Genomic DNA, 22,810 nt, shown 5'->3' on the forward strand with positions numbered 1-22,810 from the left:
ACCCCTAAGGCGGCGTCTTCCTTGTTACGCCCCACTTCGCATGGCAACCGACAAAGAACTGTCCGAATTCCTCGAAAACGTCGAGCGCCGCGCCTTCAAGCAGGCAGTCTACGCAGTCCAGAAGGACGAGGCAGCCTTGGATATTGTTCAAGATGCAATGATCAAGCTGGCGGAAAAGTATGGCGACAGGCCTGCCGCAGAGCTCCCACCTCTTTTCCAGCGCATTCTGCAAAACGCCATCCATGACTATTTCAGGCGCGAAAAGGTTCGCAATACCTGGATAAGCCTGTTTTCCAGCCTTATCGGCGATAAAGGCGACGACGAAGAATATGACTTACTGGAAAACTACGTTGCCGAGCAAGGCAATCAGGCTAGCGAATCGGGCGCGGATCAATTGGAGCGCGCGCAGATCCTAAACATCATTGAAAGTGAAGTGCAAAAGCTGCCAGCTCGTCAACGGCAAGCGTTTCTCATGCGTTATTGGGAAGATTTAGATGTAGCAGAAACGGCAGCCGCCATGGGATGCACGGAAGGCAGCGTAAAAACTCATTGCTCAAGAGCAACTCATGCATTGGCAGCGGCATTGAAAGCCAAGGGGATTTATCTATGAACGTCAAAGATTTGAATTTTGCCTATCGTGTCAAGCATGCACTTGACCAGAATCTTGAGAATCTTCCTGCTTCCACTGCCGAACGACTGGCTTCTGCACGCAAAATTGCCATGACCCGCAAAAAGCCTGAACCCTTGCATCTTCGGGTCGGAAGGCTGGCTCTAACCGGCCCTGGCCACATTGGCGATTATGTGCAGACCCGACTTTCCTGGATCGGTCGTGTCGGCGTCATGACTCCACTGCTGCTTGGCGCACTTGTTTTCGTCGGGCTGTATCAATTCGAAAACGAGCAGCGTATTGCGGAACTGGCTGAAATCGATGCAGCCGTCCTGGCTGACGATCTTCCCGTGGCCGCATACGTGGACAAGGGGTTCAATGCATATCTGGCTTCCCGAGACGACCAGCAATGACAGGATTGCGGAATCTGGCGGATTTGATTGCACGCTGCAGGGTTGTGTGCGGCGCCATTGCCATGATAGCTTTCACTACGCTTGCCGCTTGCACGCGCAACGACACTCCGCCGTCCGCGCAATCTGCCACGTCTGCATCCTCCGCCACGCCGGCAACCGAGTCTGCGGCAAATGGCAGCACCTCCATACCTTTGCCAGGATTTAGCACTACTGAGCCTGGAGGTCCGAGCTGGACTCAACTGACTCCGGCCCAACGGCAGATACTAGCTCCGCTGGCTGGCGAATGGAGCAAGATGGATGCCGTTCGCAAGAAGAAATGGCTGGAAATCGCAGGCAAATACGCACAAATGTCGCCCGGAGAGCAGCAGCGCATCCAGACGCGCATGCGTGAATGGGCGCAGTTGACCCCGGAACAGCGACGCCTGGCACGCGAAAATTATTCTCGAGTTAAGAAGCTCGGACCTGATCAAAAATCGGCAAAGTGGGAGCATTACAAAAACCTTCCCACTGAAGAAAAAGAAAAACTTGCGGCAAAAGCAGATAAAAAGAAAAACGTAGTGAACTTGCCAAAAGCCAGAGTTAACACGCCGCCGTTGCAGCCATCGCCTTCAACATCTGTGCTACCATCCGCCCCGACAACCAGCACTGGTACCTCCATATTGACTACGCCATCGACGACAGTGAATGCGCCACCTGTCAACAACGGGGAAATGGGGGGTGTTTCCGGGGACCCCATGTCTGCTCCAGCGAGATAACAAGCGTTTAATCATTTGAAAAATATCGCCCCTCCACTCAAGCGCCGACTGGCGAGCATGTTGTACGAATCGCTGCTGCTGTTCGGCGTACTTTTCATCGCCGGATGGCTGTTTTCCACGCTCCTGCAGCAACGCCATGCACTTTATCTGCGACATGCGCAGCAAGTCTGGCTGTTGTTTGTGCTTGGTGCCTATTTCGTATGGTTCTGGACGCACGGCGGCCAGACCCTGGCAATGAAGACCTGGCATATCCGGCTCGTTGGGGTGGACGGCAAACCGGTAACGGTATGGCGCGCGATCCTGCGCTACCTGCTGGCCTGGCTCTGGTTCCTGCCCGGGCTTGCCGTTGCCTGGGCATTACATGCCCATACCTGGACGCTGGTATTGATTCCCGTTGCGAACATGATCGCGTGGGCACTTGCCACATACCTGGACCCACAGCGCCAGTTCCTACATGACAGGTTCGCCGGTACGCGACTGGTGGTGTCGCCACCTCTGGTCAAGCCGAAGAAGCCCGCAAGCGTCGCGCCGCAGTAAACTTATTCCCTCTTACAAACTCGGGACGCAAAAACAAGCATGCCGTCCCGACACAGGTAGCCCAGCGCGTCCTGCGATACACTTTCATTTCGGCTGACTTTTACCCCGCTATGGTCGCGCTGATTTCCAGACTGATCTTGCTTGCGCAGTTGCTCATTACTGCCGGCATTACCTTGGTGCTGATTCATTTCGCCCAATTTCGCATCCTTCCGGCTGCAACGATCAGCATCGCCATACTGATCGCGGTACGGATGCTCATCACTGCCAATAACTTTCGCCTGGCTTGCCGCTTTCGCAGCGAAACGCCGCAGCAATTTCGCATTTCGCTTTTGCAGGCATGCCGGCTCTATCTGGAAGAGTTCTGCTCGACCATGATCACATCATCATGGACCATGCCGTTTCGGGCACTGCGCATATACATCGCCACCCAGCCGAAAGGAATCCCGGTATTGCTGATTCATGGCTACGGCTGCAATAGCGGATACTGGCGCAGCATGAGCCGTGCTCTGCGGGAGGCGGGGATCACGCATCATGCAGTGAACCTGGAGCCGGTATTCGGAGATATTGACGACTTCGTCCCGGAAGTGCGTGAAGCCATTGAAACGCTATGTCGGAAAAGCGGCCACCAGCGCATCATCCTGCTATGCCACAGCATGGGAGGCCTGGTGGCGCGTGCGTATTTATGCGCCCACGGCACATCCAACATCGCGAAGGTCATCACGCTCGGCACGCCTCACCATGGCACTGCGCTGGCGGAATTCGGCGCCGGGCTCAACAGCGAACAAATGCGCTGGATAAGCCATACACAGGACCAACACAGCAAATTGCGAGAAGGCGCACTCGCCATGGTAGACATTGCGGAAAGCTGTCCGGCAGGCTGCAACGGCATGCCCGGACACTGGCTCAAGCAACTGGCGAAGCGTGAAGACCCGGCACACTACAAGTTGTTCACTTCGATCTATTCGCATCAGGACAACATCATCGCGCCGCAGACATCCTCGCATTTGCCGGGTGCATACAATATCGAGCTGCATGGAATCGGTCACGTGGCGTTGGGCTTGAATTCGCGCGTGCTGCAAATCGTTATCGATGAAATTCTCGCCACCAATCAGCAAGATTAACCAAACTATCCCGCTGCCAGAAAAAGGAACTGACACCATGAAATTGAAATCGGTCTGCGTGTATTGCGGCTCATCGCCGGGCATTCTTCCTGCCTACGCCGACGCTGCGCGTGAATTAGCCCGCGAACTGGTCGCGCGCGACATTGCCCTTGTCTACGGTGGCGGCAAAGTCGGCTTGATGGGCGTGATCGCCAACGAAGTCATGCATCTTGGAGGCCAGGCAACCGGAATCATTCCTTCGGCACTGATGCAATGGGAAGTCGGTCACCATGGCCTGACTGAGCTGCATGTGGTCAAGGACATGCACGAACGCAAAGCCATGATGGCGCAGCTATCCGACGGCTTTATCGCCATGCCCGGGGGACTGGGCACCATGGAAGAATTGTTCGAAACCCTGACCTGGGCTCAACTGGGGTTTCATGACAAGCCGATCGGCTTATTGAACGTGGCCGGATTTTACGATGGTTTGCTCGGCTTTGTGCAGCAGATGGTCACGCAGGGCTTCGTCAAAGCTGCGCAGGCAGACCTGCTGATGCATGAAGAACATCCCGATAAGCTGCTGGAGCGATTCCGGCAATTCGAACCCGGAACCCACCAGCACAAGCTCGATACGGGCACCGCCAAATCGGTGCTGCCGTAACCTGATGCAAATTTAAGCGTCGAGCGCCTGCCTGAAATCCTCGACCAGATCGGCAGTATCCTCGATGCCCACGGAAACGCGAATCAGCGATTCGGCGATGCCCATGCTGGCACGGCGTTCAGGGCCCATCTCGTAGAAGATGGTATGCGCAACCGGAATTACCAAGGTGCGGGTATCGCCCAGATTACTTGCGGGCACAGCCAGTTTGAGGCGATTCAGGTAATCGAAGCAATCGACCCCATCCTTCAGTTCGAAACTGAACAAGCTGCCATAGGCCTTGAACAATTCCTTGGCCAGGGCATGCTGAGGATGCGAAGGCAGGCCGGGATAGTGCACGGCACTGACGCGTTCATCGGCTTGCAGCATCTGTGCAAGCGCCAAAGCATTGGCGCATTCGCGCTCCTGGCGCAGCGCCATGGTTTCAGCGCCGACTGCGATGTGATGCGCCGCTTCCGGCCCAAGCGCACTGCCGAAATCGCGCAAGGCCTTGGCACGCAATTGCGCCATGCCCCACTGCTGCACCGGATTACGCTTGTAATTGTCGTAGATGTTCGGGAAGGCGCTCCAGTCATAGAGGCCAGTATCAGTCAGTGCGCCACCCAGCGCAATGCCATGCCCGCCGATCGACTTGGTCAGCGAATTCACCACCAGCCCGGCGCCGACCTGCTTCGGCTTGAACAGGTAAGGCGAGGTCATCGTATTGTCGACGACGTAAAGGATGCCGCGCTGGCGGCAGAGTTCGCCGATACGCGCCAGGTCGGCGATCTGCGTGCGCGGATTGGCGATGGTTTCGACAAAGACGATGCGCGTGGCCGGCGTCAGTGCCGCCTCGACATTGGCAACATCGGTGGCATCGACGAAAGTAACGTTGGCACCCTGCGCGTTAACCGTCTGCCAAAGGCTGTTTGTATTCCCGAACAGGAAAGACGACGAAACCACGTGATCCCCCGCGCGCAGTAAGGCTTGCGCCAGCGCGCCGATCGCCGCCATGCCGGTTGAGAAGCACAGCGTCGACAAGCCCTCTTCCATGCGCGTGATCTTGTCTTCCAGCGCGGAGACGGTCGGATTGCCCTGGCGACCATAGCGGTAGCCAGGCTTCTTGCCCTGGAATACTTCCGCCAGCTCGCGCGCGTCCTTGTAACCGAAGGCTACCGAGGTGTGGATCGGCTTGTGCAGCGAACCGTGCTCGATCGCCTTTTGCCGGTCGCTGTGCAGGATGGTGGTGGTAAAGCCGTATTTCTTACTATCGTTCATGGTAAATCGGTTTGATGCGGTTCGGCTTAGTCGACCTGCGCAAGGTTCAGGTTCAGTTGCGAACGCACCAGGTCTTCATTGACTGGTTTCGGGTTATTCCGGGCGAATTCGATGCGGTCAAGGTAATCGCGCGAAATATCGCCGGTGATGTAATCGCCTGTGAAGCAGGATGCTTCGAAACGCTGCAATGCCGGGTTGACATCGCGAATCGAGCGCAACAAGGCTTCCACGTCCTGGTACACCAGGGCGTCGGCGGTAATCTCGCGACAGACCTCTTCTTCACTGCGTCCGGAAGCGATCAATTCATTCCGCGTCGGCATATCGATGCCATACACATTCGGGAATTTCACCGGCGGCGCTGCGGAAGCAAAGATCACGCGACGCGCACCGGCTTCGCGGGCCATCTGCACGATTTCGCGGCTGGTGGTGCCACGCACGATCGAGTCATCGACCAGCAGCACGCTCTTGCCCTTGAATTCGGCACCGATGGCATTGAGCTTCTGGCGCACCGATTTCTTACGCGTGCCCTGTCCCGGCATGATGAAGGTGCGACCGATGTAGCGGTTCTTGATCAAGCCTTCGCGATAACTCAGGTTGAGCTTGTGTGCCAGTTCCATGGCGGCAGGACGCGAGGAATCCGGAATCGGCATGACGACATCGATATCGCCGCCGGCGAATTGCTTGCGTACTTTCTCGGCAAGGTATTCGCCCATCTTCAGGCGGGTGGCATAAACGGAAGCGCCATCGATGACCGAATCGGGACGGGCAAAATAAACGAATTCGAAAGCGCAGGGATTGAGCAATGGGCTATCCGCGCATTGCTGCTGGTAGAGCTTGCGGTCTTCGTCGATGAAGATTGCTTCGCCCGGCGTAACATCACGCAGGAAGCGGAAGCCGAGCCCTTCCAGCGCTACCGACTCGCTCGCCACCATGTATTCAACGCCCTTCTCGCTTTCATTAACGCCGATACACAGCGGACGAATACCGAAAGGATCGCGGAAGGCCAGCATGCCGTAACCGGCAATGTGCGCCACCACTGCATAGGAGCCGCGCACGCGCTTGTGCACCATCGCCACAGCCCTGAACAGCGCAGCCGGATCGAGCGAATAGCCGGTGGTGGATTCCTGGATTTCATGAGCCAGCACGTTCAGCAGGACTTCGGAATCGGAATCCGTATTGATGTGGCGGCGATCATTCTTGAACATCTCGATCTTGAGCTGTTCCCAGTTGGTCAGGTTGCCGTTGTGCGCCATGATGATGCCGAATGGCGCATTGACGTAGAAAGGCTGCGCCTCTTCCTCGCTGCTGGCCGAACCGGCGGTCGGATAGCGGACCTGGCCGACGCCGGCATTACCCGGCAGCGAGCGCATGTTACGGGTGCGGAAGACATCCTTCACCATGCCATTGGCCTTATGCATGGAAAACTTGTTGCCATGGCTGGTTGCGATGCCGGCTGCATCCTGACCGCGATGCTGCAACAGCAGCAGCGCGTCATAAATCAGCTGGTTGACCGGGGAGTGAGAAACTACGCCAACAATGCCACACATGGTGGACTCCTCAACTAAGACAAAATTCGCTACATATCAGGATGGAACCAGTACTCAGCTCCATCCCGCAATCCAGACATCAATGACAGATCAGCTTGCCGTTTAACGCGCCGCCTCTGCTCATTCGATGCCAAAACTAATAATTCACGTTTCTGGCAAGCGCACCAGGCAAAAACGGCTTCACGGTTCGGGCCGCGGTTTCCGCCATCGGGCTCAGCAAGGCATCCTTCCAGAATGGCTGCTGCGGGATGGCTGTCAGTCCGCATACCATCACGGCAGCCAGCACCAGCACCAGACCGCGCGCCAACCCGAACAAGCCGCCCAATCCACGATCCGCAACGCTCAACCCGCTGCGCCGGATGATGGCATCGACAGCAAGCGCAAACAGCGCCATCAACAATCTTACGCCAATAAACAAAACGATGAAGGCAACGATCAGCCGCATTGCCGTGCCGGGGATCACGTCTCCCAGCATGGACGCCAGTTCCTGGCCATAGGCGTTTGCAACCACCAGCGCCACGATCCAGCTTAGAAGAGACAATACTTCCTTGATCAAACCGCGCAATGTGCTGATGACAACCGAGCAAACCAGCACGAACAGCACCAGATAATCGAATATCGTCACGCGCAGCTACCCGCCTTTTGCCTTTTACTCACCCAGCGGAACCAGGCTGCCGTTTAGTCCCAGCTTGACCAGGCGGGCGCGCATTTTCTCCGCCTCTTCCTTGCTGGCGAACGGGCCGACACGGACCCGGATGCGTTCTCCGCTGGCAGTTGGCACTTTCTGGGTCTGGCTGGCAATTCCGGCCGCTTTAAGCTTGGCACGCAATTCATTGACCTTGTCCTGGCTGGAAAGTGCTGCCACCTGGATAGAATATTTGCCCGATTTGTTGTCGCTTGCCGATTTGGCAGCATCCTGCTTGGCGCTGCCTTTGCCTTCCAGGATAGCCATCGCGCGTTCAGTCTCGCGATCGCTTGAGGCCGATGGCTTTGCGCTGCTCTTGACATCCTTGTCATGTGCTTCAGGTTTTGAAGACGATTTGGATTCGCTCTTTGCTGCGCCATGCGTTTCCGCTGCGGCGAGCTTGTCGCTGGATGACGCCGGCTTGGCAGCCGGTCCAGGCTTATCGACAGCTTGCGTCTTTGTTACGACCGGAGTGGAGCGTTCGGCAGGTGCTGCTGTGGCTGCATTGCCTTGTTGCGAAGAGCCAGAAATTTTTTGCGCACCGGTGGTTGCGGTAGGCGCCGATGGCATCACCGGAGCATGCGTATCGGCGGCAGCATCAGCCGGCTCGATGATCTGTTCGGAAGGATCAAGCGCGTCAGCCTGCGGCACGCGGCGTGGAACGGGCGACTGATCCTTAGATGGAATCCTGATATCGATGTCATGCGCGATCGGCTTGGGTTCCGCATCCAGCACCATGGGCAAGCCAATCACGGCGGCCAGCACGAGCGTGACGGCGCCGATCAGGCGGCGGCGCGCACGTTTCTTTTCCGGCAAAACCGGATCATTGGCTTCATCTTCCGATGCCGACTTGCGCCTGGCACGCGCACGTTTCGGTTTCGGCTCGTCTGCGGCCCGCGAAAATGAATTGTCATCATCCGGGGTTTCCTGCTTATTATTTTTGCGGAACAACGAGGACAAGCTCATGCGATCAGTTTTGTGGTTGCGAAGAAGATGGCGTGCAAGGTTGCGTACGACTTGGACTAACTTCTGGCCTCAGTTTTTCTTGCTTTGTGCTTCCATTACGCCGGCGACGGTCAGGAAGGAGCCGAAAACCACAATTCTATCATTCTCATCCGCTCTGTTCAGCGCATTCTCGTACGCTTCGACAGGTGTGGTAAAACAGGCAATAGTGGATTCGGCATCCGCTCCCTCTCCCGTAACCACGCCAGCGGCAAGAAGCTTCTGCTTGATCTCCTCCGCGAAGGCGGCGCGCGGCAGCGGCAAGTCGGTCAGGCACCAGTGATCGATGCGACCCTTGAGATGCGCGATCACGCCATCAATGTCCTTGTCCTGCATGGCGCCGAAGACGGCATAGGTAAAGCGATGAAAGCCCATATTGTCGAGATTCTGCGCCAGGGTCGCCGCGGCATGGGGGTTGTGGGCGACATCCAGCACCACGGTCGGGCGGCCTGGCAGGACCTGGAAACGTCCCGGCCAATCGACCATCACGAGACCATTGCGCACTTCCTGCGCGCCGACCGGCAGGCGCAATCGCAAGACTTCCAGGGCAGCCAGCGCGGCACAGGCATTGAGCAACTGGTTGGCGCCGCGTAGTGCCGGATAACCCAGCGCATTGCGGCGCTGGCCGCGTCCGCCGTAATTCCACTGCTGCTTGTCGCCTGAATAATTGAAGTCGCGCCCCACCAGCCACAAATCGGCACCAATCGCTTCCGCATGCTCGATCAGCGACTTGGGCGGCACCGGATCGCTGCAGATGGCCGGGCGCCCGGCGCGGAAAATTCCAGCCTTTTCGAAGCCGATCTTTTCGCGCGTGTCGCCGAGATACTCCTGGTGGTCGAGATCGACGCTGGTAACGATTGCCACATCGGCATCGATGACATTTACCGCATCCAGGCGCCCGCCCAAACCGACTTCGAGAATGACCGCATCCAGTCCAGCCTGCGCGAACAAACGGAGAATAGCCAGCGTGGTGAATTCGAAATACGTCAGCGAAATGTCGCCGCGTGCCGCTTCGACAGCGGCGAACTGCTCGACCAGCGCTGCATCGCTTGCCATGTCGCCATCGATGCGTGCCCGCTCGTTGAAGTGCAAGAGATGTGGCGACGTGTACAAGCCCACCCGGTATCCCGCCTGGCGCAGCATCGATTCCAGCATGGCGCAGGTCGAACCCTTGCCATTGGTGCCGCCGACGACGACGACTGGGCAATCGAAGGCGATACCGAGGCGATCCTTGACCGCGCTGACCCGTTCCAGGCCAAGATTGATTGCTTTCGGATGGAGACTTTCCAGATGGGCAAGCCATTCTGGCAGGGAGGCGGAAGAAGTAGGCATGACAGCTAATTGGAAACTACGGTGAAATTAAAAAGCCCGAACCTGACAACGGTTCGGGCTTGTGCAGCTACAGGCAAATTCAGGAAACGACTTCGGCCGGCTGGCTTTGCAACAATGCCAGCAGGCGGGCGATTTCCTCGCGCATGTTGCGACGGTCTACGATCATGTCGATCGCACCCTTTTGCAACAGGAATTCGGCGCGCTGGAAGCCTTCCGGCAGTTTTTCGCGGACAGTGTTTTCGATCACGCGCTGGCCTGCAAAACCGATCAGGGCCTTGGGTTCGGCAATCACGACATCACCCATGAAGGCAAACGATGCCGACACGCCACCGGTCGTCGGATCGGTCAGCACGGAGATAAACGGTAATTTCTTTTCCGACAGTTTGGTCAGCATGGAAGTGGTCTTGGCCATCTGCATCAGCGACAGCAAGCCTTCCTGCATGCGCGCACCGCCGGAAGCGGTAATACAGATAAACGGCACTTTCTGATCCAGCGCCGCCTGGGCACCGCGGACAAAACGCTCACCGACCACCGAGCCCATGGTGCCGGCCATGAATTCGAACTCAAAACAGGACACAACGACCGGCACGGTCATGATGGCGCCGCCCATGACGATCAATGCATCGGTTTCGCCGGTCGCTTCCATGGCCGACTTCAGGCGGTCCGGATACTTCTTGCTATCCTTGAATTTCAGGGTGTCGACAGGCAACGCTTCCTGGCCGATTTCATAACGGCCTTCCGGATCCAGCAATGCGTCCAGGCGGTCACGGGCACGGATGCGCATATGATGGTCGCACTTCGGGCAAACGTGCAGGTTTGATTCCAGATCGGTACGGTACAGCACTGCTTCGCAAGAAGGGCATTTCACCCACAGGCCTTCCGGGACCGATTTGCGGGAAGCGGTTTCGCTACGCTGGATACGCGGCGGAAGTAATTTGTCAAGCCAGCTCATGGCGCCTCTTTCGATTATTGTTTTGCTCAAATGCAAAAATTACGTTGTTAGGGCAGGCAATGTTACTTAAAGATTAACATATTTCACTGCCAGCCCATTGTTGCCCGCCATCCTAAAGGAGTAGCTTCCAGACTGCAACCTATTCGTCCAATGCCCGGCGAATACCAGAAATGAAATCTTGCACTGCTTTCACGGCATTTTCACGCGGCGTATTTTCCAGTTCCTGGATGATGCGGCTGCCGATCACGACCGCGTCCGCCACCGAAGCAACCGCTTTGGCAGTGGCTGCATCGCGGATACCGAAGCCCACGCCGATAGGCAGCTTGACATGGCGACGCACGGCAGCAATCTTTTCCGCCACTTCACGCGTGTCGATATGCCCGGCGCCGGTCACCCCTTTCAGCGATACGTAGTAACTGAAACCGCTGCCGTAACGCCCCACCTGTGCCATGCGTTCCTCGGTCGAAGTCGGGGCCAGCAGGAAGATCGGATCCATGCCTTTCGCCCTCATCTTGTCGGCAAATTCCTCGCACTCTTCCGGCGGATAATCCACCACGATGCTGCCATCCACGCCCGCTTCGGCTGCGGCATCGATGAAGGCATCCATGCCCATGCGCTCGATCGGATTGGCATAACCCATCAGCACCACCGGCGTAGTTGCATTGGTCTTGCGGAATTCACGCACGAAACCGAGCACGTCTTTCATGCCGACCTTGAACTTCAGGGCGCGCTCACAGGCGCGCTGGATCACCGGCCCTTCGGCCATCGGATCGGAAAACGGCACGCCCAGCTCCAGTATGTTGGCGCCGCCTGCCACCAAGGCATGCATGAGCGGCACCGTCAGTTCCGGAGCAGGATCGCCTGCAGTAATGAAGGGAATCAGGCCTTTTTTGCCTTGGGCAGCAAGCTGGGCGAAAGTAGAAGAAATTCGGGACATTATTTGTACTGGTTGATTGATCCGAGGCCGATTACGGCTTACCCCATTCCTGGACGGTGTGCATATCCTTGTCGCCACGACCGGACAAGTTGGCCAGGACGATTTTATCTTTCGGCAGCGTCGCCGCCAGCTTGGCGGCATATGCCAGCGCATGGCTCGATTCCAGAGCCGGGATGATGCCCTCGATACGGCAGCAATCGTGGAAAGCCTTGAGCGCTTCCTCGTCGGTGATGGGAACATATTCCGCGCGACGGCTATCCTTCAGCCAGGCATGTTCGGGACCGACACCGGGATAATCCAGGCCTGCGGAGACGGAATGAGTTTCGATGATCTGGCCATCCTCATCCTGCAGCAGATAGGTGCGGTTGCCATGCAGGACACCCGGCGAACCGGCAGTCAGCGAAGCGGCATGCTGGCCGGTCTCGATACCCGAACCGGCTGCTTCGACGCCGACCAGCTTGACTTCAGGGTAAGGAATATACGGATAGAAAATGCCCATGGCATTCGATCCGCCGCCCACGGCTGCCACGACGTAATCCGGTTGGCGACCGGTCATCTCCGGCATCTGCTCGAGACATTCTTCGCCGATCACCGACTGGAAGTCGCGCACCATCATCGGATAAGGATGCGGGCCGGCGACAGTGCCGATGATGTAGAAAGTATTCTCGACATTCGTGACCCAGTCGCGCATGGCTTCGTTCAGCGCATCCTTCAGGGTCTTCGAGCCGGACTCGACCGGCACCACCTTCGCGCCAAGGATTTCCATGCGATAGACGTTCTGCATCTGCCGCTTGACGTCTTCGCTGCCCATGTAGACCACGCACTCGAGGCCGAAGCGCGCGCAGATGGTGGCAGTCGCCACGCCATGCTGGCCGGCGCCGGTTTCGGCTATGATGCGCGTCTTGCCCATGCGGCGGGCCAGCAGAGCCTGGCCGATGACGTTGTTGATCTTGTGCGCGCCAGTGTGATTCAGGTCTTCGCGCTTGAAATAGATTTGCGCGCCGCCGGCGATTTCGGACCAGCGCTTGGCGTGGTAAATCGGGCTCGGACGGCCGACGAAATGCTTGAGCTCGTAGTGGAATTCGTTCATGAATTCCGGATCCTTGCTGTAGCGGGCATAGGCTTCCTGCAATTCGTGCAAGGCCTTGGTCAGCGTCTCTGAGACGAAGCTGCCGCCATAGGGGCCGAAATGCCCTTTGCTGTCAGGCAGATTGTAAGCAGCATTCTGGCCCGCTGCACCGGGTTGAGTCGATTGAGTCATATGTAATTTCCAGTCTTGTAACGGCGATCTTTAACGGCAGTCTGCCGTGTCGGCGGCGCGTACTGCGCCAATGAAGGACTCGATCTTGGCCTGGTCCTTGATGCCCTTGGCCGCTTCCACGCCACTGCTGACGTCGACGGCCCAGGGACGCACGCGGCGCACCGCTTCAGTCGCGTTCTGTACGCTCAAGCCACCACTCAAAACGAGCCGAGGCGCGATGTCTTTTGGGATGAGGGACCAATCAAATACCTTTCCGCCGCCGCCGTAACCTTCCACGAAGGCATCGAGCAGCAAGCCGGCGAACCATTTACTGGATGAACGATATTGCCGGTCGTATTCTATCAAATCGGCGGGCTGCATATCGGCTTTCACCCGTAGCGCACGCAGGAATGGCCGCCCCACCCGCTCGGCGATTTCGTGACATTCCGCCACGCTTTCATCGCCATGGAATTGCAACAATGAAATCGGCGCGATCTCCAGAATTTGCGAGACCTCGTCGGCACTGGCATTGACGAACAAGCCAACCGGCGTGATGAACGGTGAAAGATGTACAATCAGATCACGCGCCTGGGCGGCACCGACATGCCGCGGACTCTTGTCATAGAAGACAAATCCGATGGCATCGGCACCGGCATTGGCAGCAGCTTGAACGTCTTCAACACGGGTCAGGCCACAAATCTTGATTCGGGTACGATGGCTCATCTTGGAGGCGGGGAATGCCCGCGATGGATACTGATCCAGCGAGTATACCCGTTCCCTGCCCTACCTTACAGCCAGAAGGGCTGAATTGGCTCCTGCGGTAATCCCCACTTGGGATCGTAGTCGATTTTGGCAAGGTACAAGCCATCCGGCATGAAGGTCGGTGCAATCCGACTGCGGTCCCGCCCTTCCAGCACTTCCTTGATCCAGGATGGCCCCTGCTTCCCGGTACCGACAGCAATCAGCGAACCGACGATATTGCGCACCATATGATGCAAAAAAGCGTTGGCAGTCAGGCTAAAGGTGATCAGCTCGCCACGCCTGATGACCTCGATGGACTGCATGATCCGCACCGGCGACTTGGCCTGACATTCGGCGGCACGGAAGGCGGAGAAATCATGCGTGCCGTGCAAATACCTGGCAGCCTCCTGCATTGCTTCTACATCCAGCGGGCGAAAGACCCATCCAGCCTTGCCTGCCAATAGCGGCGAAGGCGTGGCATGGTTATGCAAGAGGTAATGATAGGTCCGGTTCGAGGCTGAAAAGCGAGCATGGAATTCCTCTCCATTTGCATCAGGCATAAGCTCGCAAGCCCAGCGCACCGCAATCGACGGCGGCAAGAACGCATTGACGCCACGCACCCAGGAAAACGGCTCGCGGTCCACTTCCGTATCGAAGTGCACCACCTGCTCGATTGCGTGCACTCCTGCATCGGTACGTCCCGCACAGGTGGTATCGATGGCCGCCCGGGCGAACTTCCATAGCGCCGATTCCAGCTGGTCTTGCACGGTGTGACCATCCGGCTGGGTTTGCCAGCCATGCCAGGATGCGCCATCGTATTGGATGCCGAGTGCGATGCGTTTCAATTCAGTTCTTTCCGGGAGCAGTCGATATGGAGTTACGGAACAGGCCAACAATCACAACGAGGCAGGCGCCTTCGGTTGCGGCATGCGGCAATAAAAAAAGGCGCAACAGCGTTGCGCCCTCCATTGTGCCACGTGAGGCTTATGCCATGGCTTCGAGCAGCGATCTTGCCTTTTCCGACTGGTCGGCATTGCCACCCTTGATCACCTCGTCGAGCAGTTCGCGGGCGCCTTCGCGGTCGCCGATTTCCTGGTAGGCGATTGCCAGATCAAGCTTGGTAGCCATTTCCGAATCCGGCGAGCTGTCGTCCTCAGTATCGGTAATCAGGTTCGACTCGAAACTATCCTGCGACAGATCGAGGCCGGCATCAGACTGTTCGAAGTCCGGTGCGCTCTGAGTCAGATCCAGCTTGGTATCGGCAGTCGAGAAGTCCAGCGTAGGCGCTGCCATATCATCCAGGTCAGCTGCAACGGCCTTGGCTTCAGTATTGCTCTCCCCAGTGTTGAGGTCCAGGCTGATGTCCGAAAGATCGAAATTCAGCGAAGCAGCGGAATCAGCAGAATCGCTTACCGGTGCGGCCGGCTCTTCCGGCAGACTTGGAACTTCAGCCGACAGGAAAGCTAGGTCGTCGCTGCCCGCTTCAACGCTCATCGCCGTGCGCGGCGAATCGGCGTCTACGTCAGCGACTTGGGGCGCTTGCTCAAGGCTGAAATCGAGGCTGCCGATGTCCAGGTCAGCCGACGATGCCTCGGACGATTCTTCTTCAACTGGTGCGGCCGGCGGCTGCAGATTGAAGCCTGCAAGGTCGAAGTCCAGCACGTTCGCCGAATTCGCTTCTGCGGCAGGCTCGGTCTGCTCTTCCTCTGTCGGTGCCTCCGGCGCGGCGCCGAGCGTCTGGTCTTGTGCCATCGTCGTGGCGAAATAAGCCGAATTGGCGCCGAGCGTGTCGAGCGCGCCAAACGTCGATTGATGCTGCGGATCGGTCGTGCTCAGCAAGTCATCCAGTTCCGCATCGGCCGAATCGGCAGCCAAAGATTGCGGAGCGGTGCCAGCCAGTCCTTCGGCAGGCTTGGCGCCGGCATACAACGGATTACCCGGATCGATCGCTGCGCCCATCGTGGCAGCCTGCGGCCACTCTTCACCCTCGCCCTTGGTCATGCTGTAGAGCTCCGTCGCCAGAGTCTCGAAAGCACGCAAGTCTTTGCGATTCGAATAAATTTCCAGCAGCTTCAGGCGCACGGCATGGCGATCCGGCTGGGTACGGAGGGCTTCCTTGAGGATTTCCTCGGCCTGCGCATCGCGACCATAGGCGATATAGACATCAGCTTCAGCAACGGGATCGACTTCATTGGCGTCTAGCTGGCTGGCGGCAGGCTGAAAGCTCGAGTTGAAGACGCTATTGCTGGTGTCGACACTCTGGCCACCGGTCGAGCCGAACAGCGAGTTGGCCTTCAGGCTCGAATCAGCCAGGATGCTGTCATCGTATTGATCCTTGTCCTGCTTCCTGCGACGCATGCGATAGAAGGCGAGCGCTCCCAGACCGGCGAGCAGACCGGCTCCCAGCCCACCCAGCACCACGGAATTGCCGAGCAAATCTTCGAGGAAGCTTGGCTCCGGTGGTGGAGGCGGCGGCGCGACGGGCTTGGCCTTCGGCTTGACTGGCTCGGGCGCGACAACTACCGGTGCTTCGGCAGGTTTTTCCGCCGCAGACTCGGCAGGCTTTTCCGCTGCTGCGGTTTCGGTATTCTTGGCGGCGTCTCCAGCGGCAGCATTGCCGTCGGCATTGCCAGCCGCAGGCGCAACCGTGCCCGAAGTGGCTGATGCAGCGGGCGCGGCAGTCGCCGGCTCTTTTGCTACCGTTTCCTTAGCTGGCTGTTCCTTAGCTGCTGGCGCGGCAGCCGGTGCTGCTGCGGCCGCTGCCTTGGCGTCGAGCTGCTTTTGCTGTGCAGCCAGATCCTTGTTCTTGATTTCCAGGAGTTTCTGCAAATCGCCGACGTTCTTTTCCAGTTCCTTGACGCGTGCATTGGCTTCGGCCAGTGCTTTTTCCTTGGCGATCTGCTCCTCTGTGCCGGCGGCGATGCCACTTCCACCTGCGCCCTTGGCGGCAGCGCCAGCCTTGGAAAGCTTCAACTTATCCTTGGATTCGCTTGCCGCGGTCGGCTTTTCCTCAACCTGCGTGGTGATCTTCCCGCCCGCGCTTTGGCTGGCTTCGCTAGCCTTCGGCTGTGCCGAAGCCGCGACCTGCCCTGCGAGCTTGTTGCGGTAAGCATTGAAATCGGCCGCTTGAGCAACGATCACGCCGCGCGCTTCGGACTTACTGATGGACCTAGCAGCGTCAGCGTCAGGCACCGATAGGATCTGGCCAGCGCGCAGGCGATTCATGTTATTGCCGGCAAAGGCATTGGAATTGGCGCGGTACATCGCGACCAGCATCTGGTCCAGCGACACGCCTTCCGGCTTGACCTGCCCGGCGATCTGGGCCAGCGTATCGCCATTCTTGACCTGGTAAGTTTCTCCGCTCGCTGGCGACTCCTGTGCAGCCTCGCTGCGCGCCGCTTTTTGCGGACGAGCGGCCTGTGCTGCTTGCCTTTGCTGAGGCATGGATTTTTGCTGTGCTTCCGGCTGCGGCACCGGCGCGGCTTGCGCATTTGCAGCTTGCGACTGCGCGGTATTGCGGCCGGTCGCGCCCGGCGCGGCAGCGATCTGGGTTGACTGCCCCATGCGCAGATCAGCAGGGTCAAGCAGGAATGTGTATTCACGCACCAGTCGATTGCTGGTGCCGCCCAACTCGATCAGCAACGCCATGAAAGGCTCATTGATCGGCTGATTCGAAGTAACGCGAATGAAATGCCGGTCGCCGCGATTCTCCACTGCGAAGCGCAAGGCAAACAATGCCGGCGACATTTCGACATTAGCCTGGCGATAGGCTTCGGCAGACGCCAGTCTTGCCACGATCGTGCCCGCCTCGTCCTTGGCAACCGAAGTCAATTCGATTTCGGCACGCAGGGGCTGCCCCAGCGACGACAACACGGTCAGCTTGCCCAGACCAGCGGCATAGGCGCCAGAACACAGCACGGCTGATAGCACAGCGGCGCTCAGCGTCTTGCGACTGAAAGAGGCGAGCTGGGAATGATTGCTTGAATGCATATTAATTGGCATAGAGTGGCATTCCATCGAAGCGTGTTGCAAGTTTCGCAAGCACAGCGGATCGTTTCTAATTGTTTCTAACTTTTAACATATCATCATGGACTTACGTGCGCAAGCGTAACCATATTCTGAACATATGCAAAACCCGCCAAGCCCCCTGAGTAACAGGGTTCCTGGCGGGTCCATGTTGTGACGCGACAACAAACTGGTATAACTGTCCAGTAGTGCCTTAGTCTTCCAGCAAGATGCGCAGCATGCGGCGCAGGGGTTCCGCAGCACCCCAGAGCAACTGGTCGCCGATGACAAATGCGGACAAGTATTCCGGGCCCATGTTCAATTTGCGCACGCGACCGACACCGATCTGCAGGCCGCCGGTGATCGAAGCCGGGGTCAGTTCCTGTTCGGTGATGGAACGGTCGTTCGGTACCCACTTCACCCAAGGATTGCCGGACTTGATGATGTTTTCGATCTCGGCCAGCGGCAGGTCCTTCTTCAGCTTCAGGGTCAGCGCCAGGCTATGGCAGCGCATGGCGCCGATGCGCACGCACAGGCCATCCACGGGAATGGTCTGGGTATTGCCGAGGATCTTGTTGACTTCAGCCTGGCCCTTCCACTCTTCCTTCGACTGGCCATTGTCGAGCTGCTTGTCAATCCAGGGGATCAGGCCGCCGGCCAGCGGTGCCGGAAAGAATTCGGTTGGCACGTCGTTGCGGATGGCGTGCGCCACCTTGCGGTCGATTTCCAGGATCGCCGAGGACGGCGTGGCCAGTTCGTCGGCCACGGCTGCATGGATCACGCCCATGCCCTTCAACAGTTCGCGCATGTGGTTGGCGCCGCCGCCGGAAGCAGCCTGGTAGGTCATGGAGCTGACCCACTCGACCAGACCTTCACGGAACAGGCCGTTGACGCCCATCAGCAGGATCGAATTGGTGCAGTTGCCGCCGATGTAGTTCTTGATGCCGCGCTTCAGGCCATCCTTGATGACATGCTGGTTGACCGGGTCGAGCACGATGATGGCGTCATCGGCCATGCGCAGCGTCGAGGCGGCGTCGATCCAGTAGCCATCCCAGCCGGCAGCGCGCAGCTTGGGGAAAATCTCGGTGGTGTAATCGCCGCCCTGGCAGGTGATGATGACGTCGCATTTCTTCAGCTCGTCGATGTTGTTGGCATCCTTGAGCGCGGTTTCCTTCTTCGCCATGGCCGGGGCCTTGCCGCCCGCGTTCGATGTCGAGAAGAACACCGGCTCGATGTGATCGAAATCCTTTTCTTCCTGCATGCGCTGCATCAGGACCGAACCCACCATGCCGCGCCAACCTACCAAGCCAACCAGTTTCATCATGTTTCCTTCAATGCTAAGCGGATTGCCCCGCCTTCAATTTTACAATCCTTGTCCGACCAAGCCCTGCCATTTCAGGCAATTTCACGCCACCTTCGGCCAGACTCAGGCCAGCGCCTTCACCACGGCGTCGCCCATCTGTTCGGTGCCGACCTTGGTGGTGCCTTCTTCGTAAATATCGCCGGTGCGCAAGCCCTGCGCCAGCACTTTCTTGACGGCGTTTTCGACGCGGTCGGCCTGCTCGGCCTTGTTCAACGAATAGCGCAGCATCATCGCCGCCGACAGGATAGTTGCCAGCGGATTGGCGATGCCCTTGCCGGCGATGTCCGGAGCCGAACCGTGCGAGGGCTCATACAAGCCCTTGTTGTTGGCATCCAGCGAAGCCGACGGCAGCATGCCGATCGAGCCGGTCAGCATGGCCGCGGCATCCGAAAGGATATCGCCGAACATGTTGCCAGTGACGATGACGTCGAATTTCTTCGGCGCGCGCACCAGCTGCATGGCAGCGTTGTCAACGTACATGTGGTCGAGTTCGACGTCCGGATATTCCTTGTGCACGTCGGTGACGATGTCTTTCCAGAACTGGAAGGTTTCCAGCACGTTGGCCTTGTCCACGGAAGTCAGGCGCTTGCCACGCTTTTGCGCCGCCTGGAAAGCCACGTGGGCAATGCGGCGGATTTCCGGCTCTGAATAACGCATGGTGTCGAAACCTTCACGGCTACCCTTGAAGGGACCATCCGGGCATTCGCGCATGCCGCGCGGCTGGCCGAAGTAAATGTCGCCGGTCAGTTCGCGCACGATCAGGATATCCAGGCCGGACACCACTTCCGGCTTCAGCGTCGACGCGCCGGCCAACTCCGGGTACAGGATGGCCGGACGCAGGTTGGCGAACAGGTTCAAATTCTTGCGCAGACCAAGAATGGCTTGTTCGGGGCGCAGCGGGCGGTCCAGCTTGTCGTACTTCCAGTCGCCGACCGCGCCGAACAGCACGGCGTCAGCTTCCAGCGCCAGCTTCAGCGTCGCTTCCGGCAGCGGATGGCCGCTCGCCTCGTAACCTGCACCGCCGACCGGCGCAGTTTCCATTTCAAAGGATTCGCCCAGGGCATTCAAGACCTTGACGGCCTGGCCGATGATTTCGGGACCGATGCCGTCACCCGGCAAGACTGCGATTTTCATTATGTTCTTTACTCCTTGAGGACAGCGTCAAGCCGGGCCGCGATGGCGCGGCGGCATTCTGTTCTCAACTGACTATAACTGGACAGGACTGCTAAGCGCGTAACGGTACGCTGTCCCCGACATTACTTAACTGAAATCAGATCGTATTGGCCAGCCAGGGCTGCGAAGCCACATGACGGTCTTCGTAGGCACGGATCATGTCCGCCTTCTGCAAGGTCAGACCGATGTCATCGAGGCCGTTCAGCAGGCAGTACTTGCGGAAGGCATCCACGTCGAACGCATAGCTGGCACTGCCATTGGTCGTGCGCACGACTTGCTGCTCCAGGTCGATCACCAGGCGGTAGCCCGGGAAAGCCTTCACTTCGTTGAACAGCTGGTCCACCTGCTGCTCCGACAATACGATCGGCAGCAAGCCGTTCTTGAAGCAGTTGTTGAAGAAGATATCGGCGAAGCTTGGTGCGATCACGGCGCGGAAGCCATACTGCTGCAAGGCCCAGGGCGCATGTTCGCGCGACGAGCCGCAGCCGAAATTCTTGCGGGTCAGCAGAATCGACGCGCCCTGGTAACGCGGCTGGTTCAGCACGAAATCCGGGTTCAGCGGACGCTTGCTGTTGTCCATGCCCGGTTCGCCATGATCCAGGTAACGCCATTCATCGAACAGGTTCGGGCCGAAACCGCTGCGCTTGATCGACTTCAGGAATTGCTTCGGGATGATCGCATCGGTATCGACATTGGGGCGATCAAGCGGCGCCACCAGACCTTCGTGAACGGTGAATTTATCCATTTTCTATCTCTGTATGCTTTGCGGTGCGCATTACGCAGTTTGCCTATGCGCCCATGAATCTCTATCGGGAAGCCCTGCCCCCGTCGCCAGGATTAACGCCTGGCCGCTTCTTCCATCTTGGAACCAACCTTTTGCACATCCTTGCCGAAGCCTTCCACGGTATGACAGGCATTCAGCAACATCACGGACAAGATCAGCAGAAAAACGTTTTTCATTTTTTCTCCCTGTATTTTTCTCACTGTATGAGTCAAACTCAGGCCAGCTTGCGCACGTCGACGAAATGGCCTTCGATGCCGGCAGCCGCGGCCATGGCCGGCGACACCAGATGGGTGCGGCCGCCCTGCCCCTGGCGCCCTTCGAAATTGCGGTTCGAGGTGGAGGCGCAGCGCTCGCCCGGCTCCAGGCGGTCGGCATTCATCGCCAGGCACATCGAGCAGCCCGGTTCGCGCCATTCGAAGCCGGCGTCTTTGAAGATCTTGTCCAAGCCTTCGCGCTCGGCCTGCTCCTTGACCAGGCCCGAGCCCGGCACCACCATCGCCAGCTTGACGTTGGAGGCGCGGAACTTGCCGCGCACGACGGCAGCAGCGGCGCGCAAGTCTTCGATGCGTGAATTGGTACAGGAACCGATGAAGACCTTGTCGATGCGAATATTCTCGATCGGCGTATTGGGTTTGAGATCCATATAAACCAGCGCCTTTTCCATGGCGTCGCGCTTGACCGGATCCTTTTCCTTGTCAGGATCGGGCACGCGGTCATCGACCGGCACCACCATTTCCGGCGAGGTGCCCCAGGTAACCTGCGGCTTGATCTCGGCGGCATTCAGAGTGACGACCATGTCGAATTTTGCGCCCGGGTCGGAATGCAGCGTGCGCCAGTACGCAACAGCGCTTTCCCAGTGCGGCCCGACCGGCGAGAACGGGCGGCCCTTGACGTAATTGATGGTAGTGTCGTCCACGGCCACCATGCCGGCGCGCGCGCCTGCCTCGATGGCCATGTTACAGACCGTCATGCGACCTTCCATCGACAGCGAGCGGATGGCCGAGCCGGCGAATTCGATGGCGTAACCAGTACCGCCGGCGGTGCCGATCTTGCCGATCACGGCCAGCACGATATCCTTGGCGGTCACGCCTGCCGGCAATTGGCCGTCGACCTGGACCAGCATAGATTTGGATTTCTTGGCCAGCAGCGTTTGCGTAGCCAGCACATGCTCGACTTCGGAGGTGCCGATACCGTGCGCCAGTGCGCCGAACGCGCCGTGCGTGGAAGTGTGCGAGTCGCCGCAAACCACGGTCATGCCCGGCAGGGTCGCGCCTTGCTCAGGCCCGATCACGTGCACGATGCCCTGGCGCTTGTCGCGCATGCTGAAATAGGTCAGGCCGTATTCACCCGCGTTGGCGTCAAGCGTTTCGACTTGCAGGCGCGAGACCGGATCGGCGATGCCGTTGGCGCGGTCGGTGGTCGGCACGTTATGGTCAGCCACCACCAGGTTGGCGGAAACGCGCCACGGCTTGCGTCCGGCCAGCTTCAGGCCTTCGAAAGCCTGCGGGCTGGTAACTTCATGCAGCAGGTGACGATCGATGTAAAGCAGCGTGGTGCCATCTTCGCCGGTATGAATGACGTGCGAATCCCAGAGTTTGTCGTAGAGCGTTTGAGCCATGTTTCGGGTGGGTGCGTTATGCGCAGAATCAGGAAAACAGCGTTCGATTATGCCATATTTGCGCGCTGCTAACGCAAAACCGCGCCTTGAATACCCTATGAAAA

22 protein-coding genes are annotated in these 22,810 nt (G+C 58.3%); 6 read left to right on the forward strand and 16 right to left on the reverse strand.

The annotated features are described in order from the left end of the window. Positions 1 to 40: 40 nt before the first annotated feature. From EDC30_RS02810 to EDC30_RS02835, 6 genes are all read left to right on the forward strand, one after another. On the forward strand, positions 41 to 610 hold the full coding sequence (locus EDC30_RS02810) for an RNA polymerase sigma factor (RefSeq protein WP_132257044.1): 570 nt from the start codon (positions 41 to 43) through the stop codon (positions 608 to 610). Then, entirely contained in the window at positions 607 to 1,020 is a 414-nt protein-coding gene (locus EDC30_RS02815; protein ID WP_132257046.1) for a DUF3619 family protein, read from the forward strand. Before EDC30_RS02810 ends, EDC30_RS02815 begins: the two co-directional genes overlap by 4 nt. Positions 1,021 to 1,082: 62 nt before the next feature. Next, positions 1,083 to 1,775: a DUF3106 domain-containing protein gene (locus EDC30_RS02820; RefSeq protein WP_243656632.1), complete on the forward strand. Its 693-nt coding sequence runs from the start codon at positions 1,083 to 1,085 to the stop codon at positions 1,773 to 1,775. Between the two features lie 15 nt (positions 1,776 to 1,790). After that, the gene (locus tag EDC30_RS02825) at positions 1,791 to 2,312 is read left to right on the forward strand and encodes an RDD family protein (protein WP_132257050.1); all 522 of its coding nucleotides are present in this window, start codon (positions 1,791 to 1,793) and stop codon (positions 2,310 to 2,312) included. A 110-nt stretch (positions 2,313 to 2,422) separates the two neighbouring features. Beyond that, entirely contained in the window at positions 2,423 to 3,433 is a 1,011-nt protein-coding gene (locus EDC30_RS02830; RefSeq protein ID WP_132257052.1) for an alpha/beta fold hydrolase, read from the forward strand. 43 nt (positions 3,434 to 3,476) lie between these two features. Next, positions 3,477 to 4,073, forward strand: a complete 597-nt coding sequence (locus tag EDC30_RS02835; RefSeq protein ID WP_132257256.1) for an LOG family protein — start codon at positions 3,477 to 3,479, stop codon at positions 4,071 to 4,073. Between the two features lie 12 nt (positions 4,074 to 4,085). On the opposite strand, the gene EDC30_RS02840 is transcribed toward EDC30_RS02835, so the two are convergent. The 16 genes from EDC30_RS02840 to leuC form a co-directional block, all read right to left on the reverse strand. Then, a complete protein-coding gene (locus EDC30_RS02840; protein ID WP_132257054.1) occupies positions 4,086 to 5,327 on the reverse strand; it encodes a cystathionine gamma-synthase family protein in 1,242 nt (413 codons plus the stop codon). 26 nt (positions 5,328 to 5,353) lie between these two features. After that, positions 5,354 to 6,874, reverse strand: coding sequence for an amidophosphoribosyltransferase (gene purF / locus EDC30_RS02845; RefSeq protein WP_132257056.1), 1,521 nt, complete (start codon positions 6,872 to 6,874; stop codon positions 5,354 to 5,356). Positions 6,875 to 7,010: 136 nt separating this feature from the next. Then, the gene (locus EDC30_RS02850; protein WP_132257058.1) at positions 7,011 to 7,499 is read right to left on the reverse strand and encodes a CvpA family protein; all 489 of its coding nucleotides are present in this window, start codon (positions 7,497 to 7,499) and stop codon (positions 7,011 to 7,013) included. A 24-nt stretch (positions 7,500 to 7,523) separates the two neighbouring features. After that, on the reverse strand, positions 7,524 to 8,525 hold the full coding sequence (locus EDC30_RS02855; protein WP_132257060.1) for an SPOR domain-containing protein: 1,002 nt from the start codon (positions 8,523 to 8,525) through the stop codon (positions 7,524 to 7,526). A 69-nt stretch (positions 8,526 to 8,594) separates the two neighbouring features. Beyond that, on the reverse strand, positions 8,595 to 9,893 hold the full coding sequence (folC, locus tag EDC30_RS02860; protein ID WP_132257062.1) for a bifunctional tetrahydrofolate synthase/dihydrofolate synthase: 1,299 nt from the start codon (positions 9,891 to 9,893) through the stop codon (positions 8,595 to 8,597). Between the two features lie 79 nt (positions 9,894 to 9,972). Next, positions 9,973 to 10,845: an acetyl-CoA carboxylase, carboxyltransferase subunit beta gene (gene accD / locus EDC30_RS02865; protein ID WP_132257064.1), complete on the reverse strand. Its 873-nt coding sequence runs from the start codon at positions 10,843 to 10,845 to the stop codon at positions 9,973 to 9,975. Positions 10,846 to 10,984: 139 nt separating this feature from the next. Continuing rightward, positions 10,985 to 11,782, reverse strand: coding sequence for a tryptophan synthase subunit alpha (trpA, locus tag EDC30_RS02870; protein ID WP_132257066.1), 798 nt, complete (start codon positions 11,780 to 11,782; stop codon positions 10,985 to 10,987). Between the two features lie 31 nt (positions 11,783 to 11,813). Further along, positions 11,814 to 13,043, reverse strand: a complete 1,230-nt coding sequence (gene trpB / locus EDC30_RS02875; protein WP_132257068.1) for a tryptophan synthase subunit beta — start codon at positions 13,041 to 13,043, stop codon at positions 11,814 to 11,816. 30 nt (positions 13,044 to 13,073) lie between these two features. Next, positions 13,074 to 13,784 carry a phosphoribosylanthranilate isomerase gene (locus EDC30_RS02880; RefSeq protein WP_279389744.1) on the reverse strand — a complete coding sequence of 237 codons (711 nt, stop codon included), beginning with the start codon at positions 13,782 to 13,784 and terminating at the stop codon, positions 13,074 to 13,076. 26 nt (positions 13,785 to 13,810) lie between these two features. Further along, on the reverse strand, positions 13,811 to 14,608 hold the full coding sequence (gene truA, locus EDC30_RS02885; RefSeq protein WP_132257072.1) for a tRNA pseudouridine(38-40) synthase TruA: 798 nt from the start codon (positions 14,606 to 14,608) through the stop codon (positions 13,811 to 13,813). Between the two features lie 139 nt (positions 14,609 to 14,747). Continuing rightward, on the reverse strand, positions 14,748 to 17,765 hold the full coding sequence (locus tag EDC30_RS02890) for a motility hub landmark protein FimV (RefSeq protein WP_132257074.1): 3,018 nt from the start codon (positions 17,763 to 17,765) through the stop codon (positions 14,748 to 14,750). 217 nt (positions 17,766 to 17,982) lie between these two features. Next, positions 17,983 to 19,089, reverse strand: a complete 1,107-nt coding sequence (gene asd / locus EDC30_RS02895; RefSeq protein ID WP_132257258.1) for an aspartate-semialdehyde dehydrogenase — start codon at positions 19,087 to 19,089, stop codon at positions 17,983 to 17,985. A gap of 105 nt (positions 19,090 to 19,194) precedes the next feature. Further along, positions 19,195 to 20,265, reverse strand: coding sequence for a 3-isopropylmalate dehydrogenase (gene leuB, locus EDC30_RS02900; RefSeq protein ID WP_132257076.1), 1,071 nt, complete (start codon positions 20,263 to 20,265; stop codon positions 19,195 to 19,197). A 136-nt stretch (positions 20,266 to 20,401) separates the two neighbouring features. Next, positions 20,402 to 21,049 (reverse strand): 3-isopropylmalate dehydratase small subunit, encoded by a 648-nt coding sequence (leuD, locus tag EDC30_RS02905; protein ID WP_132257078.1) that lies wholly within the window; start codon positions 21,047 to 21,049, stop codon positions 20,402 to 20,404. Positions 21,050 to 21,141: 92 nt separating this feature from the next. After that, positions 21,142 to 21,264: an entericidin A/B family lipoprotein gene (locus EDC30_RS02910; protein ID WP_132257080.1), complete on the reverse strand. Its 123-nt coding sequence runs from the start codon at positions 21,262 to 21,264 to the stop codon at positions 21,142 to 21,144. A gap of 38 nt (positions 21,265 to 21,302) precedes the next feature. Further along, positions 21,303 to 22,706 carry a 3-isopropylmalate dehydratase large subunit gene (gene leuC / locus EDC30_RS02915; protein ID WP_132257082.1) on the reverse strand — a complete coding sequence of 468 codons (1,404 nt, stop codon included), beginning with the start codon at positions 22,704 to 22,706 and terminating at the stop codon, positions 21,303 to 21,305. Positions 22,707 to 22,810 lie beyond the last annotated feature (104 nt).

Source organism: Paucimonas lemoignei (assembly GCF_004342585.1).
Lineage (GTDB): Bacteria > Pseudomonadota > Gammaproteobacteria > Burkholderiales > Burkholderiaceae_D > Paucimonas > Paucimonas lemoignei.